This is a genomic window from Alteromonas sp. KS69, from assembly GCF_003989595.1.
GTDB classification, from domain to species: domain Bacteria; phylum Pseudomonadota; class Gammaproteobacteria; order Enterobacterales; family Alteromonadaceae; genus Alteromonas; species Alteromonas naphthalenivorans.
Genome location: NZ_PYHU01000049.1, coordinates 1 through 16,428, shown reverse-complemented (window position 1 = coordinate 16,428; position 16,428 = coordinate 1). Strand labels below are relative to the sequence as shown.

Here is a 16,428-nt window from a genome sequence, read left to right as displayed (position 1 = left end):
TATTCCTTTAAAACAGACAGTAAAGCTGTGCCAATGGGAGTGTCGTTGCTGGCTCACATGTAAGTAACTCGCCGTTCGCTCGCACCTCATAGGTTTGAGCATCCACTTCAATAGTAGGTTGCCAACTATTGTGGATCATGTCATCTTTGCCTATGTTGCGTGTATTTTTGCAAGCACTTACCATACGTGTCATACCTATTTTATCTGGTACCCCAGCATCCAAAGAAGCTTGAGACATGAACGTCATTGAAGTATTAGCAGATGCCGATCCATGCGCACCAAACATTGGTCTGTAGTAGACGGGTTGAGGAGTGGGTATTGACGCATTCGCATCGCCCATGGGGGCTGCCGCAATAAACCCTGACTTAATTATCATTGCGGGCTTGATACCGAAAAAGGCAGGCTTCCAAAGCACTAAATCTGCGAGTTTCCCTATTTCGATAGAACCTACTTCATGGCTAATGCCGTGGCTAATTGCAGGATTAATTGTATATTTCGCTACATACCGCTTTAATCGAAAGTTATCATTTTTTTCAGTATCCGGCGCTAAGGGGCCACGTTGCTGCTTCATTTTATGTGCAGTTTGCCAAGTGCGCGTAATCATTTCACCCACACGACCCATCGCTTGGGAATCTGAGGCAATCATGCTAATAGCCCCCAAGTCGTGCATGATATCTTCAGCTGCTATGCTTTCTTTACGAATACGAGAGTCAGCAAACGCGATATCTTCAGGTATAGCCGGGTCTAAATGATGACAAACCATTAACATATCAAGGTGTTCATCTATGGTATTAATTGTGTAAGGTCGCGTAGGATTGGTGGATGAAGGTAAGACATTTGATTCACCACAGGCGCGGATAATATCGGGAGAATGACCGCCACCTGCGCCCTCCGTGTGATAAGTATGTATGGTGCGCCCTTTAAACGCACCTAACGTATCTTCAACAAAACCAGACTCATTGAGTGTGTCGGTATGAATTGCTATTTGAACGTCATATCGCTCTGCTACTGATAAACAATTATCGATAGAAGCGGGGGTAGTCCCCCAATCTTCATGCAGCTTCAAGCCACATACGCCTGCTTCTATTTGTTCTTCTAATGCTATAGGTAAACTTGCATTCCCCTTTCCTAAGAAGCCAAAGTTCATAGGAAAATCATTGGTAGCTTGAAGCATTTTATGAATATTCCAAGGCCCAGGGGTGCAAGTGGTAGCGTTGCTACCCGTGGCGGGCCCTGTTCCACCACCAATCATCGTAGTCACTCCCGACATTAGCGCTTCGTCTATTTGTTGTGGGCATATAAAATGAATGTGCGCGTCTATACCACCGGCCGTAACTATCTGCCCTTCGCCTGCAATGATTTCTGTGCCGGGTCCAATTTCAATATCAATATTGTCTTGAACATCTGGGTTACCAGCTTTACCAATAATAGCGATACGGCCATCTTTGATACCAATATCGGCTTTAATAATTCCCCAATGGTCGAGAATAACCACGTTCGTGATTACAAGGTCTGGCGTATCAAAACAGCTTGCTTGGCTTTGCCCCATACCGTCCCGAATTACTTTTCCGCCACCGAATTTCACTTCTTCACCATACTCGGTAAAGTCTTTTTCCACTTCAAGCCATAAGTCCGTATCACCTAAGCGAACACGATCGCCAATAGTGGGACCAAACATATGTGCGTATGAATGTTTATCGATAGTTGCCATTAGCTCAATACCCCTTGTACTTTACCTTGAAATCCAATGACCGTGCGGCTGCCTTGGTAAGGGATCAAAGTTACCTCGCGCTCTTGCCCCGGCTCAAATCGGATAGCAGTACTTGAGGTAATGTCTAAACGGTAGCCTTTGGTGGCTTCCCGATCGAACTTAAGCGCATTGTTCACTTCATAAAAATGATAATGAGAACCTACTTGTATTGGACGATCGCCCGCGTTAGCCACTTTAATCTTAATACAAGGTCTACCCACATTCAGCTCGCGGTCGCCTGAGTCTGTTTTTATTTCTCCGGGAATCATTTGCCTATGCTCCTGTTAAAAATTGAGACTTTTAAATAATAGGGTTATGAATAGTGACTAGCTTTGTGCCATCTGGGAATGTAGCCTCTACCTGAACTTCTGGAATAAGCTCACTTACTCCTTCCATCACCTGCTCTTTGGTGAGTAGAGTGCGGCCATAATCCATCATTTCTGCAACGGTTTTACCGTCTCGCGCGCCCTCGATTATTTCCATCGATATGTAGGCCATTGCTTCAGGGTAATTAAGTTTAACGCCCCGCTTTAGTCGCCTTTCAGCTAACAAAGCCGCAGTAAAGATTAATAACTTATCTCGCTCTCTGGGTAATAAATCCATTCTAAGCTACCTTTTCATTCTATTTTTAAGTAAGCCAAATACGAGGAACATTAGCTTCTTTTTGGATGTAAATTGGCCTGATTGTTTTCCAAATACTGGTAAATATGGCTTTGCACTCTTCGGTATGGTCGCCTAGGTATCGCACTACTAATAGGTCTCTTATGTAAGTTACGCTCACTTTCTGGCTAGGTTTGTCTACGCCATCTGTATGTGCAATTTGTTCTCTTAAGCGCTCTACCAACTGGCTTTTCTCATTCCCATTTATACGTACTTTCGGCGCATGGGCCAACATAGTGGCAAAAACGGAGTGGTTATTGAGGCCCGCAACGTGTGCACGAACATTGTTATTTGGGTTTAGATTAATTCGGTCATGAAAATTAAGTTTACCGTCGATAAACACTCGATTTAGTTGAGTATACCGGCCTTTCTTAAATGGCTGACCAGCGGCGGGTAACCCTAAGGAACTTATATCCCAGCCAATATAATGTGCTTGTGAACTTAACGATAAGTCCAATTGGTTAATTGCGTCTGCGCCTTCATAAACGATAGTTTCGAGTGGAAAGTTTTCACAAACACCCTTGCCTAACACGTTAACGTTACTTATTTGTATTTGCTTACTGTCGCCAATTGCTAAATTGGTTCTTGCTCGGTAAAAGCGATTGGCGCCTGGCGTAGTAATAAGCGCATGCGCTGAATCTTGAATACAAATTTCAATGTTGAGTTCATCACCCGAAACAATCCCTGCGGGAGGGTGAAGCAAGTAAACATGCGCACAATCTTCACCTTCAGGGTAAAATGCCTTCTGAACATTCAAAGGTCCGTGACGGCTAGTTTTAACTAGCTGAGACACATTGCTTTTAATGGCGAATTCTAGGAATAAGCTAGCCAACCACTTATTTTTGAGGCCTTTTACTGCACTGGCCTCATTTACAGAACTTGATGCACCCGATAATTGTTCACTCACAAACTCTTGTTTCATATCATCCATTTCAATACATAAGCTATACGGCTAAATACTTACTAACAAGTTCGTCGTTTAAATCCGGCATATCGCCTGTAGCAATTACCTGACCTTTTTCCATCAATGCAAAGGTTTCACCCACCGCTCTTGCGAAAGGAAGCTTTTGCTCCACTAACACAATAGTTAGCCCTTGCTCTTTATTTAACTTCAACAACACATCCCTAATGAGCTGCACAATATTTGGTTGGATACCTTCGTTAGGTTCATCCAATATCAAAATATCAGGGTTTAACACCAACGCTCGACCTATCGCTAACTGTTGTTGTTGTCCGCCCGACAAGTCCCCCCCTCGTCTGTGCAACATTTCCTTTAAAACAGGGAAGAGTTCAAATATATGCTCAGGTATAGTCTTACTAGTTTGCCTTTTGCAGTTTAAACTTATCTTCAAATTTTCTTCAACGGTTAGCTGAGGAAAAATATGACGCCCCTGGGGTACATAGCCTACACCTATCTCTGGTCGCGACTCTACCGAGGCTTTAGACATATCTTTATTGTTAATAGTGAGCTTGCCAGCGCTTATTGGCAACAGCCCCATAATGACGTTTAGCAACGTTGTTTTGCCAACACCATTTCGGCCCATAATAACGGTTCGAGAACCCTTTTCTATTTTCAGATTCACATCCCAAAGAATTTGAGTACCGCTATATTGTTGATCAATATTCTGTAGTTCTATCATAATGTTAATGCCTTCGCACAGGTTTGATAATGCTTAATGATCAGTTTCTTCGCCTAAATATACTCGAATAACTTCTGGGTTCGACTGGATATCATTCATGGTGCCTTCCGCAAGTACAGAGCCTTGATGCAGCACGGTAACTTGACGAGCAATTGAGCGAACAAACGCCATATCATGCTCGACTACCACCACGGAGCGTTCGCCCGCTAATGATGTTAGAAGTTCAGCGGTGCGTTCAGTTTCTTGCCCCGTCATACCCGCTACTGGCTCATCAACTAATAGCAACTTGGGATCGGCAGCCAATAACATACCTATTTCAAGCCATTGCTTTTGTCCATGGGACAATCGGCCTGCGGGATAATAGGCTTCATTTACTAACCCTATAGTTCGCAAAATGTTATCAATACTGTCTTTTTGCTCTGGGGAAAGTCTATAAAACAAAGATGCCCAAATACCTTTATCACCTGACAGACTCAGTTCAATATTTTCAAATACACTGAGCGCTTCGAAGACGGTGGGCTTTTGAAACTTACGTCCAATACCTGCTCTTGCAATTTCACACTCGTCCATACTGAGTAAATCTATGTTTTGGCCGAAATTAACTTTGCCCGAATCAGGCCGCGTCTTCCCAGTAATAACATCCATTAACGTTGTTTTGCCCGCACCGTTCGCCCCTATTAGGCATCGTAATTCACCTTTATTGATGTAAAGGTTCAAGTTGTTAAGCGCCTTAAAACCATCAAAACTTAGGTTTACATCTTCAACGTATAGAATTACACCATGGCGCGTATCTGGATGCTTACCAACAAGCTGAGGAGTTTTATTAGCAAGCTGAGGACTCTTAGTAGTTTGAGCGGTCATCATTCTAATTCCTTTTTAGTACCTACATGGGAGGGAGCTTCTTCTTTTGAAGTTGTAGGCCCACTATTAAACATTGATAGTTTGTCGAAGATATTAGGTAGCAAGCCTGCTATACCCTTTGGAAGTAAAAGCGTGACCAATACAAATAGTCCTCCGAGGGCGAAAAGCCAGGCTTCTGGCATAATAGCGGTGAATCGTGTCTTCGCGTAACTCACTACAATAGCTCCGATGATCGCACCATAAAGAGTGCAGCGTCCGCCAATCGCAACCCACACCACCATTTCTATTGAGTTGAGCGGAGAAAACTCACCAGGGTTTATAATGCCAACTTGAGGAACATAAAGGGCACCTGCTAAACCGGCTAACATTGCAGAAACGACAAATATCCATACTTTATAATGCTCTGGCTTATACCCTACGAAGCGAACGCGGCTTTCTGCATCTCGCGTAGCGGTAATAACTCTTCCCATTTTTGAAGAAACTATAAAATGACTAATGGCATAACCAATTGCTAATGCAATGGCTGTAGCAACAAATAACCCAATTTTGGTACTGGGGTTTTGCAAAGAAAAACCGAATATTTCTTTAAAATCGGTTAGTCCGTTATTGCCACCAAATCCCATTTCATTTCTAAAAAATGCCAACATCAGGGCGTATGTCATTGCTTGGGTCATAATAGATAGATACACCCCGCTTACTCGCGATCTAAACGCCAGTGTTCCAAAAATAAAGGCAAGTAACCCAGGCCCTAGAAACACCATCACAACCATCCAAATTGCACTGCTACTTCCTGCCCAATACCAAGGAATTTCTGTCCAATTGAGAAAAACCATGAAATCTGGAAGGTCGGGATTGCCATAAACACCCCTGTCACCAATTTGACGCATAAGATACATGCCCATGGCGTACCCACCGAGTGTAAAAAAGGCGCCGTGCCCCAAGCTAAGCACGCCACAGTAACCCCATACTAGGTCAACGGCTAAGGCCAAAAGTGCATAGCACAAATACTTTCCAAAAAGACTTACTGTGTAGTCACTAACGTGTAACAAAGCACCGTCAGCGAAAACCAGATTACAAAAAGTTACGTAAGCGGTTGATAGAAATAAGACGCTCACCACTACATGAAGGTTGCTCAGCGTTTTAAATTTCTCTTGAAAAACGTTTAATAAATTAGTCATTAGTCTGCGCTCCTACCCTTTTGTGGGAATAAGCCTTTCGGACGTTTTTGGATAAACAATACCAAGCCTACCAGCACGATAATATTTGCCAGCACAGACCCCGTAATAGGTTCAAGAAATTTATTAATTGTACCGAGTGACATAGCCGCAACTAACGTTCCCCACAAGTTGCCTACTCCACCAAATACAACGACTAAAAATGAATCGATAATGTAGGCCTGACCTAGGTTTGGTCCGACGTTGGTCAATTGACTAAGCACTACACCCGCTACACCCGCAATACCCGAACCTAAACCAAAGGTAGCAGCATCTACCCAGTCACTTTTTATACTAAGCGCGCGTGCCATGTCCCTGTTTTGTGATACAGCGCGAACGTGCAAACCTAATGATGATTTTTTAAGGATTAACATCAGTGTAAAAAACACAACGAGCGAAAATATAATGATGTATAGCCGATTGTAGGTTAACGAAAAGACGGGATTTATAACCCAAGATCCCGTCATCCATTCAGGCGCCTGCACCTGTCTATTAAGTGGAGAAAAAACCGTACGCACTAATTGCTGAAGTATTAAAGATACGCCGAACGTAGCTAATAATGTCTCTAACGGGCGCCCTTTTAAGAAGCGAATTACGCCTCGCTCAATTAATACCCCCACAAACCCCGAAACTAAAAAGGCAGCGGGAATAGCCATTAATAGCGAATATTCGATAAGGGACGGAAAAGTAATTTGTATGACATATGTAGTATAAGCGCCCAGCATAATCATTTCGCCGTGCGCCATGTTAATTACACCCATCACGCCAAAAGTAATTGCTAAGCCAATTGCAGCTAACAATAATACTGAGCCTAAACTTAATCCAAAAAATACATTTTCAATAAATCCGTAGCGGCTGCGCTTTGCGTCTATATTTTTAATGACTTCATTGAGCGCCGCAGCTAGTTCTGCTTCTTGCGCATTGCGCTGACTTTGTGGCAATTCCCTTAATATATTTGCCATGGTATTTCGCACTTCAGGCTGCAGACTACTTTCTAAATCACTAACAGCAACTAGTTTGGCTTGATGCTCACCCGTTTTTAGCTGGTTTAATGAAAGCACCACATTCATTAATTCTGACACTTCTGGGTCTTCTTCTTTATCAAGCCGTAGCGTGATAGCGTCTAACCCCATCGTGGACGGATTGTCGAGTAACTGCTTTACGGCTTGTAGACGTACATCCTTATTAGGGGAATTTAAGTCTAGTACAGCGATAGCACTTCGGATTAAACCCCGCAGTCGGTTGTTTGTGCGTACCTTTCTAATTTTCGACTTTTTAACCGATGCGAGTTCTGAGTCATGCAATACATCAGTTAGTTCGTACTCTTTACCTACCTTTATAGCGGCAACAAGCAGCCTATTTGATTTGATATAGTACAAGTCACCGTTCAACACTAGTGACAATATTTCTCGGGTTTTTGGGTGAGGAACTTGGCTAATTTCTGTTACCAAAGATTCCATTTGGTTCAACTTCGCGCTTGGCAATTTAGCTGCGAGTGAATAAAGTGCAGCGTCATTCTCATTGCTAGGTTGAACGGTCTGAACATCTGCTGTTTGTGCATATACAGGTGCTTTACACAAGCATATTAAGCAGATGAATAACCAACTAACCCACCGGGTGTGCGTTCGAATCATCTTATATTCCTCTTATACAAAGCTTAATGCACAACGTTTAAGCCGCTTCTAGATGCTCTTGTACTAACAGTGGTAAATACACTCTATTTAAAGTACGTTTGGGATTCAGGCTCTTAACGTCATGGAGGCTGGCTACTTGTATGTCAGTAGCCAGGCTTCTCCACTCTCTTTAAAACTTCTAACCCGAACACTTACCCGTAGTTACATCAAAATTTCCACAACGAAGTGGTGCAGTCCAGTCCGACATGAGGTTTTTTGAACTCGGAAGAAAGTCTGACCACGCATCACCAATCACTGTATCTGGTGTTTCCCAAACCACTTCAAATTGACCATCTTCTTGAATTTCGCCTATTAGCACGGGCTTCGATAGGTGATGGTTTGCATTCATAACTGCGATGCTTCCTGTGAGATTAGGCACTGCGATACCGATCATCGCTTGCTCTACTTCGTCTACATCTGTAGTGCCTGCTTTTTCTACCGCTTTTACCCACATTTTGAAGCCAATATAAGTTGCTTCCATTGGGTCATTGGTTACACGTTCATCATCACCAATGTAGCTTTGCCAACTTTCGATAAATTCATCATTTTCATCTGATTCAACACTTTGGAAGTAATTCCAAGCAGCAAGATGTCCAACAAGAGGCGCTGCATCAAAGCCCGAAAGCTCTTCTTCACCTACAGAGAATGCCACCACTGGAATATCTTCTGCAGAAATGCCTTGGTTGCCTAATTCTTTGTAAAATGGAATGTTCGCATCGCCGTTAATTGTAGAAACCACAGCAGTCTTCTTGCCTGTTGAGCCGAACTTTTTGATCTCAGAAACAATACCTTGCCAGTCAGAATGACCAAATGGGGTGTAGTTAATAAGAATGTCTTCGTCTTTAACGCCTTTCGCATTCAGATACTCTTTTAATATCTTGTTTGTCGTGCGTGGGTATACATAATCAGTTCCTGCTAGAACCCAACGAGTAGCACCGATATCATTCATTAAATAATCTACCGCTGGTATAGCTTGCTGGTTAGGCGCTGCGCCTGTGTAGAACACATTCTTCGAAGACTCTTCCCCTTCGTATTGCACAGGGTAGAACAACAAGCCGTTGAGCTCTTCAATTACGGGCAATACGGATTTTCTTGACACTGACGTCCAGCAACCGAAAATCACATCGACCTTTTCCTGTGCCAGTAACTCCCGAGTTTTTTCTGCAAACAGCGGCCAGTTTGACGCGGGGTCAACTACCACAGCTTCTAGCTTTTTACCCAGGATACCGCCCGCTTTATTCTGTTCTTCAATCATCATCAACACTGTGTCTTTCAATGTTGTTTCTGATATTGCCATGGTGCCCGACAGCGAATGTAGTACACCTACTTTAATAGTATCTGCCGCTAACACGATTTGAGAGCAAAATGTACTAACTATAATTGTGCTGGCGAGGGCGATCTTTTTAAATTTCATTTGAGTATTCCTTTTATCAATGTGATTGAATTAGCTTAGAAAGTAACTAGTGCTTCAAGGGCCATAAGGTCTACATCTACCCCATTTTGTTCACCCATTCGGTATTCAAATACCACCCATAGGTTTTTGGTAAAGGTATAGCTTGGTGCAATCGTGATAGCGCTGCCATCTTCTACTTCTGCGCCACTTGCATCATCGATTGCATAGTCGTGATAACGTAAAGTAATAGCAAAATCGTTCATTGCGTAATTGCCCATGATTAAGTAACCAGAGGCTTCTGAATCGATGCCATAGCGATAGGCATAAGCTGGAGCGTTTTCTGAAGTGTTATATTCAACGGCAAGGGTGAGAGAGCCTTCTATATACGCGGCCCACAAATTTACCAGTGTGGTAGTTTCATCTGTTCCGTCGAGCTTGTCGCTTGAATAAAAAGCTTTTGCAATTGTGGCTTCAGTGGGCGTAACTGCTAACATTGCTTCAAACGCAGGATGATCTGTATCCCTGTTCTCACCTTCTAAGTCCCCTAAATCGTTAACCAATGACAAGGCAACTTGGTAGCCATTTCCCTTGTAAAAACCTGAAACTCCCTGCTGATAACCACCGTAAAAGTATGCGGCATAGCCAGTTCCTGAGTACTGATAGAGACCCGTTGGTTCTTCCGTTTCCCAACCTGTATAACTAAGAAAACGTCCTGCTTTTACACTAAAATTTTCTGATACTGCGTAGGAAATAAAAGCTTGTTCAATGTCGACTTCCTCTCCAGTTCCGTTGTCTTGGTATTCCAAGTCAACTTGCGCTGAAAACTTACTGTCAAAACTATAAAGAAAATCTATTTCGAATTGATCTAAACCGGATGACTGTTCGGTGCCAACTCCTTCAACGTCAACTGACGACCACGACATATCAATAAAGCCAGTAACCGAAAGACTGTCAGTTAATTTAAATTTATCGTCCGCGTGCGCCGTACCTGTGAGACTCAAAGCGATAAATCCAACGGCCGCGGCCGGTTTTAATGTTTGGGCTAGTTTCATTTGCATTCCTTTATTAAAGTAATCAGCACATGGTCAGTGAGCTCTATTTATTGTGTTTATTTCCAACACGTTCATTATGAGTTTTGAATGCAATGAAAAGAATGCGCAAAAGCACGCAACCACCTACGTATAAATACGCATGGTTAAGTGGTTTAACTTATGTAAGATGGGAAGATCTAAACAACGAAAGTTCGTTGATAAATAATGTATTTCTTTGTAATAACTCAAAAAAACGTAGCACTTTAAAATGCAATCTAATCAAAAAATAATTCCGACCCGACGCAGTTACAATAAACTTGTTGCGAATGAAATGATGGAAGATTTCGCTTTGCGTTTTACCGCGAAGAAAGCTCGAAAGTGGTCTTTGAATAAGGTTGCAGGAACTGCCCTCGGGATTGTTTCTTTTCTCGTACTAGAAGCTATTGGTGGTGCCGCCACAATTAATTTTGGGTTCATTAACGTGGCATGGGCAATCTTGTCAGTGGTGTTTGTTGTATTTTTGACCGGCACGCCTATCAGTTACTACGCGGCAAAATACGGCGTCGATATAGACCTGTTAACCAGAGGGGCCGGATTTGGTTACATAGGCTCTACTATAACCTCACTAATTTACGCCTCTTTTACGTTCATTTTTTTCGCACTTGAAGCAGCTATCATGGCGATGGCCTTGCACATCCTATTTGGCATATCTTTGGAAATCGGGTATGTGATTAGTGCATTAATAGTACTTCCATTAGTTACGCATGGGGTTAGTTATATAAGCCGATTTCAGGTTTGGTCTCAACCTATTTGGGTAATACTTCAGTTAGTGCCTCTCTTTTTCGTATTTCAGCATCCTGACAGCAATTTCAAAGACTGGATTGCTTTTACTGGAATTGGCGAAAATGAAACCGAGGCAGGCAATTTCAACTTACTTCTATTCGGAAGTGCTTCAGCTATATTACTTTCCTTAGTTGCGCAAATTGGTGAGCAGGTAGACTTTCTGAGATTTCTACCGGAAAGACCCAAAGCTGGCAGATTTAAATGGTGGTTTGCTTTGATAGCTGCCGGCCCTGGTTGGATTCTTTTTGGCGCATTAAAGTTATTTTTAGGGTCTTTTCTAGCGTACTTTGCACTTACTCAAGGCATGGATATTGACTTAGCCGACGATCCTGCACACATGTATAACCTTGCTTTTAGCTTAGTTTTTGACAACCCGACTATAAGCCTTATCTTTGCCTGTAGTTTTGTGGTTATTTCCCAGTTAAAAATTAACGTCGCCAATGCATATGCAGGCTCATTAGCGTGGTCTAACTTTTTCTCTCGTGTAACTCGCACTCATCCCGGCCGAGTGGTATGGACCATGTTCAATGTAGTAATCGCATTGTTGTTAATGGAGTTAGGCATATACCAAACGATAGAGACCATGTTATCCGTTTATTCTGTATTGGTATTGTCATGGCTAAGTTCTGTCGTAGCTGATTTAATTATAAACAAACCGCTAGGTATTAGCCCTAAACACATTGAATTTAAACGTTCTCATCTATACGACATTAACCCTGTGGGGATTGGCGCAATGTTCGTGTCTTCTTTCATCGGTATAACGGGCCATTACGGCTGGTATGGTGAAACAACTCAAGCTCTCGCCTCATACGCTGCCTTTTTCTTACCTTTTATCTTGGTTCCTGTCATTGGAACGCTCACCGGTGGTAAATACTATTTGGTTGATAATAAAGTAGCTATTACACAAGCCAGCTGTGTATGTTGCATATGTGAAAATGAATTTGAGCAGGAGGATATAACTTTTTGTCCAGCCTATAGTGGGGTCATCTGCTCGCTATGCTGTTCATTAGATGTAAAGTGTGGAGATATATGTAGGCCAGAAGCTACGCTCTCCACACAATCCCAAGTGTTTTTTCACCGCTTTTTAAGTATCGACCTCCTTAAAACCTTAACTACCCCTATGTCACAATTTATAGCGCTAACATTTGCGCTAAGTTGTGTTAGTGCCAGCATATTATATTTAGTTTACCTTCAAGTACCTTCTACCTCAGATGCAAATGTACTCTTTGCAGATATGCTAATTAAAATATTTTTCTTACTCTCTATTATTATCGGTGTTCTAAGTTGGCTATTTATTTTAGCGAGAAGTGCTAACAGAATAGCCCTTAAGGAACTTCGTTCCCAAGCGTCAGCTTTGGCCGATGAAATAGGAGCCCATGAAGTAACGTCCATTGCGCTTGAAAAAGCAAAGAATGCTGCAGAGGCTGCAAATGAAGCCAAGAGCCGGTATTTAGCGGGATTGAGCCATGAGCTACGTACTCCATTAAATGTGATGCTAGGCTATTCACAGCTTTTAGGTAAAGACGGTAGTTTAAGTGAAAAACAACGGGACACTATGGGCATCATGCGAAGAAATGGGGAGCACCTCGCCAACTTGATTGAAGGCCTGTTGGAAATATCAAAAATAGAAGCTGGCCGCCTAACACTTCACCGTGATGAATTTAATATTAGAGCCATACTGAAACAACTCATCGATATGTTTGAATTGCAGGCAAGTAAGAAAGGTCTCAATTTTCACACTAACATCAGTACAAAGCTTCCCGATGTAGTGGTTGGCGATAAGCAAAGACTTAGGCAAATATTGATTAATTTAATATCTAACGCTATCAAATACACAGAGACCGGTAACGTTAGATTCGATGTTCAATATAGAAATGAAGTCGCGATCTTTGTTGTTGTAGACACTGGTTCCGGTATAAGCGAAGCACATAAAGAAACCATTTTTCAGCCCTTTGAGCAAATTAGAAATACACATACACAGGCGATTGGTGGCACTGGGTTAGGATTAACGATATCTCGCTCATTAACTGAATTGATGGGCGGCGAACTAAGCTTTAAAAGTTTACTAGGGAAAGGTTCAACATTTACTTTGCGCTTAATGCTTCCACGCATTATTCAACATCAAACCACGCCGGAAAATCATAGCCAACAAGTTTGTGCATACTCAGGCACGCGTAAAACTATATTAGTGATAGACAATGAGCCTCATCAACAGCAGTTGCTTAAAGATGTATTAACTCCACTTGGTTTTAATGTATTGCTAGCGGAAAATGAGAAGGAAGCGTTCTCTCAATTAGAAAATCACCACATTGACTTAGTTACATTAGATGTAAAATTATCTAACTCGAGTGGATGGGATTTGCTGTCAACACTAAGAATAGATAGTTGGTTGATGCCAGTACTCATGGTTTCAGCCAACGCTCGCGAGTTAGAGCACCATACGGCCCAAACCCAACTGCATAACGGGTATATTTCAAAGCCGTTTAATTTAGACTCTCTATTCAATCAAATTGGGCAGTTGTTAGAGCTTAATTGGGAATATTCCCCCAATGAAACCACAAGCATAACGCAGACAAAAAAACAGCTACGAACGCCCGTCACATCAGACCACTACAGAGAATTGATTACATTAGCTGAAATTGGGTATCTATCTGGGTTTAATAGCAAGCTAACGGAAATAGAAACCCATCATTATTTTTCGCCTGATGTAGAGTCAAATATAAAGCAACATATTTCCCAATGTAACTTTCCAGAAATAATCAGATATTTAGGTGAGTGTATTCATGAATAATATCAGTGATGTCGTGCTAGTTGTCGATGACTCCCCCGAGTCGCTGGGGATGTTAAATGTCGCATTAAATACCCAAGGTTTCACCGCGCTTGTAGCTTTAAACGGTATTCAAGCTTTGGCTATTGTTGAGAAAGTTAAACCCGACGTTGTACTTCTCGATGCCGTTATGCCTGAAATGGATGGTTTTGAAACCTGTAAGAGACTGAAGAAGATACTCCCTAACACCCCAATTATATTTATGACAGGGTTAACTGAAATAGACGATGTAGTAAAAGGTTTCGATGCAGGAGGGATTGATTACGTCACCAAACCTATTTCCCCTGATGAAGTCATCGCTCGAATAAAAACCCACATACAAACAGCGAAGCTCGCCTTGAGTGCACAAAGTGCGCTTGATAGGACGGGCAGCAATACTTTTTGTGTAAGCCCTGAAGGCCGCTTGTCTTGGGCAACTCCAAATGTTCATCAGTTTATCGAAAAAATATGTGGCAAGGACACTAGCCCGTGGGCGAGTATCTCAACAAAGCTTGCTCCTTGGCTTCAAAGTAGCGACTTGAAAGAGTCGGCTATATTGACAATAAACTGCTTTTTATCCCCTTTGCCCATTCAATATTTAGGTATTCAAGATTCCTATCACTTACTTAAAGTTGTAGAACCTTCGACGAGCAAAACATCTACATACTTACAAGAAAATTTACCTATCACCAAACGCGAATCTGAAGTTCTCTACTGGATTTCTTTTGGTAAAACGAGTTGGGAAATATCTCAAATTCTTGATATTAGTCCTCGGACAGCAAATAAACATCTTGAACAGATATACAAAAAGCTTGGAGTAGACAATAAAACCTCTGCCGCAGCTATCGCCCTGAGGCTTTTAGAACGTTAGAAATATACTTAAATGAAGAAATAAATTTACGTTAAATCTATCCACCTTAACTACATTTTCAACTGCCCATACCCCCCAATTCACTATTTTCGAACTTGCCAGCAATGATATGTTATATTATAACAATATTAACCTTAAATATTTTGAGCGAATTCCGATGAAGAGTAATAAACTCCCCGTTACTGTGCTGTCAGGTTTCTTAGGTGCAGGTAAAACAACTGTCCTTAGTCATATTCTTAATAACCGTGAAGGCAAACGCGTGGCGGTTATCGTTAACGACATGAGCGAGGTTAATATTGACGCTTCTATCGTTAAAAGTGATGTGTCGCTGAATCACAGTGAAGAAAAGTTGGTTGAGATGAGTAACGGCTGCATATGCTGCACGTTGCGGGAAGATTTGCTTCTAGAGGTTAACCGCCTAGCGACAGATGGCAGTTTTGACTACTTGCTTATTGAGTCTACCGGTATATCAGAGCCCCTTCCCGTGGCAGAGACCTTCACCTTTGCCGATGAAGACGGTGTGTCGTTATCAGATATTGCTAGTTTAGATACCATGGTGACAGTGGTTGATGCGGTCAACTTCAGTAAAGACTACGAAGAAGCCAAGTATTTACAAGAAACCGGTGAATCCCTTGGTGAAGAGGACGAGCGCAGTGTCGCTGATTTGCTCGTAGATCAAGTTGAATTTGCCGATGTTATCCTAGTCAGCAAAACTGATTTGGTAGACGAGGAACATGTTGCTAATTTAACCGCTATTTTGAAAAGCTTAAATACATCGGCAAAAATTATTCCTATAAATAAAGGCAATATCGATATTGATGAGGTGCTTGGCACACAACTATTCAATTTCGAGAAAGCCCAGCTTGCCCCAGGCTGGCTTAAAGAAATGCGGGGGGAACACACGCCAGAAACTGAAGAGTATGGCATTAGTAGTTTTAGCTATCATGCACGCCGTCCTTTCCACCCGCAAAAGTTTTATAACTTTTTGCATACCACCGAAAACTACGGAAAGTTACTACGCTCCAAAGGTTACTTTTGGTTAGCCTCGCGGCCTGAGTGTGCGGGACAATGGAGCCAAGCCGGTGGTATTGCTCATTATGGTTATGGTGGTATGTTTTGGAAAGCTCTGCCAAAGTCAGAATGGCCTGAAGATGAAGAATATTTGGCCTCAATAGAAAAGCAATGGATGGAACCTTTCGGCGACATGCGCCAAGAGTTAGTCTTTATTGGGCAAAACCTTGATGAAGCCACAATTACCAAAACCTTGGATACTTGCTTACTAGACGATGAAAGCCTTATAAAGGGGGTGGATTATTGGCGAACCCTTCCCGATCCATTTCCTCGTTGGGAGGGTTTATAATGGCACAAGCGCTAGCTGCTAACCCCTTAACCGAAAGCCCCCCGACTACTGATAAGCGCATTAAAAAGTCGAGTACGTCGGTAGAGCCTATTGTGCTTACCGATATCTATAACGACGAGTGTAATATTGCGATTTGGCAACGCCACTTAGACGATACCTTTTTAACCTCGTTAGCTACCTTCGTAAAAGGTGGCGGCAAGCTTACTGCTGCAAGACAATTAAGTTCCGATTCAGCCGAAGCCTATATTCGCACCTTAGCCGACGGCCAACCTTTTGCGCCCCAATTACATACCTATATAGCCGAGTGACGTGGTCAACCAAAATCA

14 protein-coding genes are annotated in these 16,428 nt (G+C 42.3%); 4 read left to right on the top strand and 10 right to left on the bottom strand.

The genetic code is table 11. The features are described 5' to 3' along the window. Positions 1–7: 7 nt before the first annotated feature. From ureC to C7Y69_RS20295, 10 genes are all read right to left on the bottom strand, one after another. Positions 8–1,711, bottom strand: coding sequence for an urease subunit alpha (gene ureC, locus C7Y69_RS20340; protein ID WP_013786527.1), 1,704 nt, complete (start codon positions 1,709–1,711; stop codon positions 8–10). Next, on the bottom strand, positions 1,711–2,019 hold the full coding sequence (locus tag C7Y69_RS20335) for an urease subunit beta (RefSeq protein ID WP_013786528.1): 309 nt from the start codon (positions 2,017–2,019) through the stop codon (positions 1,711–1,713). Before C7Y69_RS20335 ends, ureC begins: the two co-directional genes overlap by 1 nt. A 31-nt stretch (positions 2,020–2,050) precedes the next feature. Then, a complete protein-coding gene (locus C7Y69_RS20330) occupies positions 2,051–2,353 on the bottom strand; it encodes an urease subunit gamma (RefSeq protein ID WP_012519284.1) in 303 nt (100 codons plus the stop codon). A gap of 25 nt (positions 2,354–2,378) precedes the next feature. Further along, positions 2,379–3,332 carry an urease accessory protein UreD gene (locus C7Y69_RS20325; protein ID WP_126873993.1) on the bottom strand — a complete coding sequence of 318 codons (954 nt, stop codon included), beginning with the start codon at positions 3,330–3,332 and terminating at the stop codon, positions 2,379–2,381. Between the two features lie 22 nt (positions 3,333–3,354). After that, the gene (gene urtE / locus C7Y69_RS20320; RefSeq protein WP_013786530.1) at positions 3,355–4,050 is read right to left on the bottom strand and encodes an urea ABC transporter ATP-binding subunit UrtE; all 696 of its coding nucleotides are present in this window, start codon (positions 4,048–4,050) and stop codon (positions 3,355–3,357) included. Between the two features lie 33 nt (positions 4,051–4,083). Next, positions 4,084–4,911: an urea ABC transporter ATP-binding protein UrtD gene (gene urtD, locus C7Y69_RS20315; RefSeq protein WP_013786531.1), complete on the bottom strand. Its 828-nt coding sequence runs from the start codon at positions 4,909–4,911 to the stop codon at positions 4,084–4,086. Then, positions 4,911–6,089, bottom strand: coding sequence for an urea ABC transporter permease subunit UrtC (gene urtC, locus C7Y69_RS20310; protein ID WP_185864210.1), 1,179 nt, complete (start codon positions 6,087–6,089; stop codon positions 4,911–4,913). The genes urtD and urtC overlap by 1 nt, the downstream gene beginning before the upstream one ends. After that, positions 6,089–7,759, bottom strand: coding sequence for an urea ABC transporter permease subunit UrtB (gene urtB, locus C7Y69_RS20305; RefSeq protein WP_013786533.1), 1,671 nt, complete (start codon positions 7,757–7,759; stop codon positions 6,089–6,091). The genes urtC and urtB overlap by 1 nt, the downstream gene beginning before the upstream one ends. 178 nt (positions 7,760–7,937) lie before the next feature. Further along, complete coding sequence (urtA, locus tag C7Y69_RS20300) at positions 7,938–9,212, bottom strand: urea ABC transporter substrate-binding protein (protein ID WP_013786534.1); 1,275 nt, start codon at positions 9,210–9,212, stop codon at positions 7,938–7,940. Positions 9,213–9,247: 35 nt separating this feature from the next. Continuing rightward, positions 9,248–10,243, bottom strand: a complete 996-nt coding sequence (locus C7Y69_RS20295; protein WP_012519291.1) for an outer membrane beta-barrel protein — start codon at positions 10,241–10,243, stop codon at positions 9,248–9,250. A gap of 247 nt (positions 10,244–10,490) precedes the next feature. Between C7Y69_RS20295 and C7Y69_RS20290 the strand changes: the two genes are divergently transcribed. The 4 genes from C7Y69_RS20290 (at position 10,491) to C7Y69_RS20275 (ending at position 16,410) form a co-directional block, all read left to right on the top strand. Beyond that, positions 10,491–13,856 carry an ATP-binding protein gene (locus tag C7Y69_RS20290; protein WP_013786535.1) on the top strand — a complete coding sequence of 1,122 codons (3,366 nt, stop codon included), beginning with the start codon at positions 10,491–10,493 and terminating at the stop codon, positions 13,854–13,856. Next, positions 13,849–14,742 (top strand): DNA-binding response regulator, encoded by an 894-nt coding sequence (locus C7Y69_RS20285; RefSeq protein WP_013786536.1) that lies wholly within the window; start codon positions 13,849–13,851, stop codon positions 14,740–14,742. Before C7Y69_RS20290 ends, C7Y69_RS20285 begins: the two co-directional genes overlap by 8 nt. Before the next feature lie 157 nt (positions 14,743–14,899). Further along, the gene (gene zigA / locus C7Y69_RS20280; RefSeq protein ID WP_041453178.1) at positions 14,900–16,102 is read left to right on the top strand and encodes a zinc metallochaperone GTPase ZigA; all 1,203 of its coding nucleotides are present in this window, start codon (positions 14,900–14,902) and stop codon (positions 16,100–16,102) included. Further along, positions 16,102–16,410 (top strand): DUF1826 domain-containing protein, encoded by a 309-nt coding sequence (locus C7Y69_RS20275; protein ID WP_126873992.1) that lies wholly within the window; start codon positions 16,102–16,104, stop codon positions 16,408–16,410. The genes zigA and C7Y69_RS20275 overlap by 1 nt, the downstream gene beginning before the upstream one ends. Positions 16,411–16,428 lie beyond the last annotated feature (18 nt).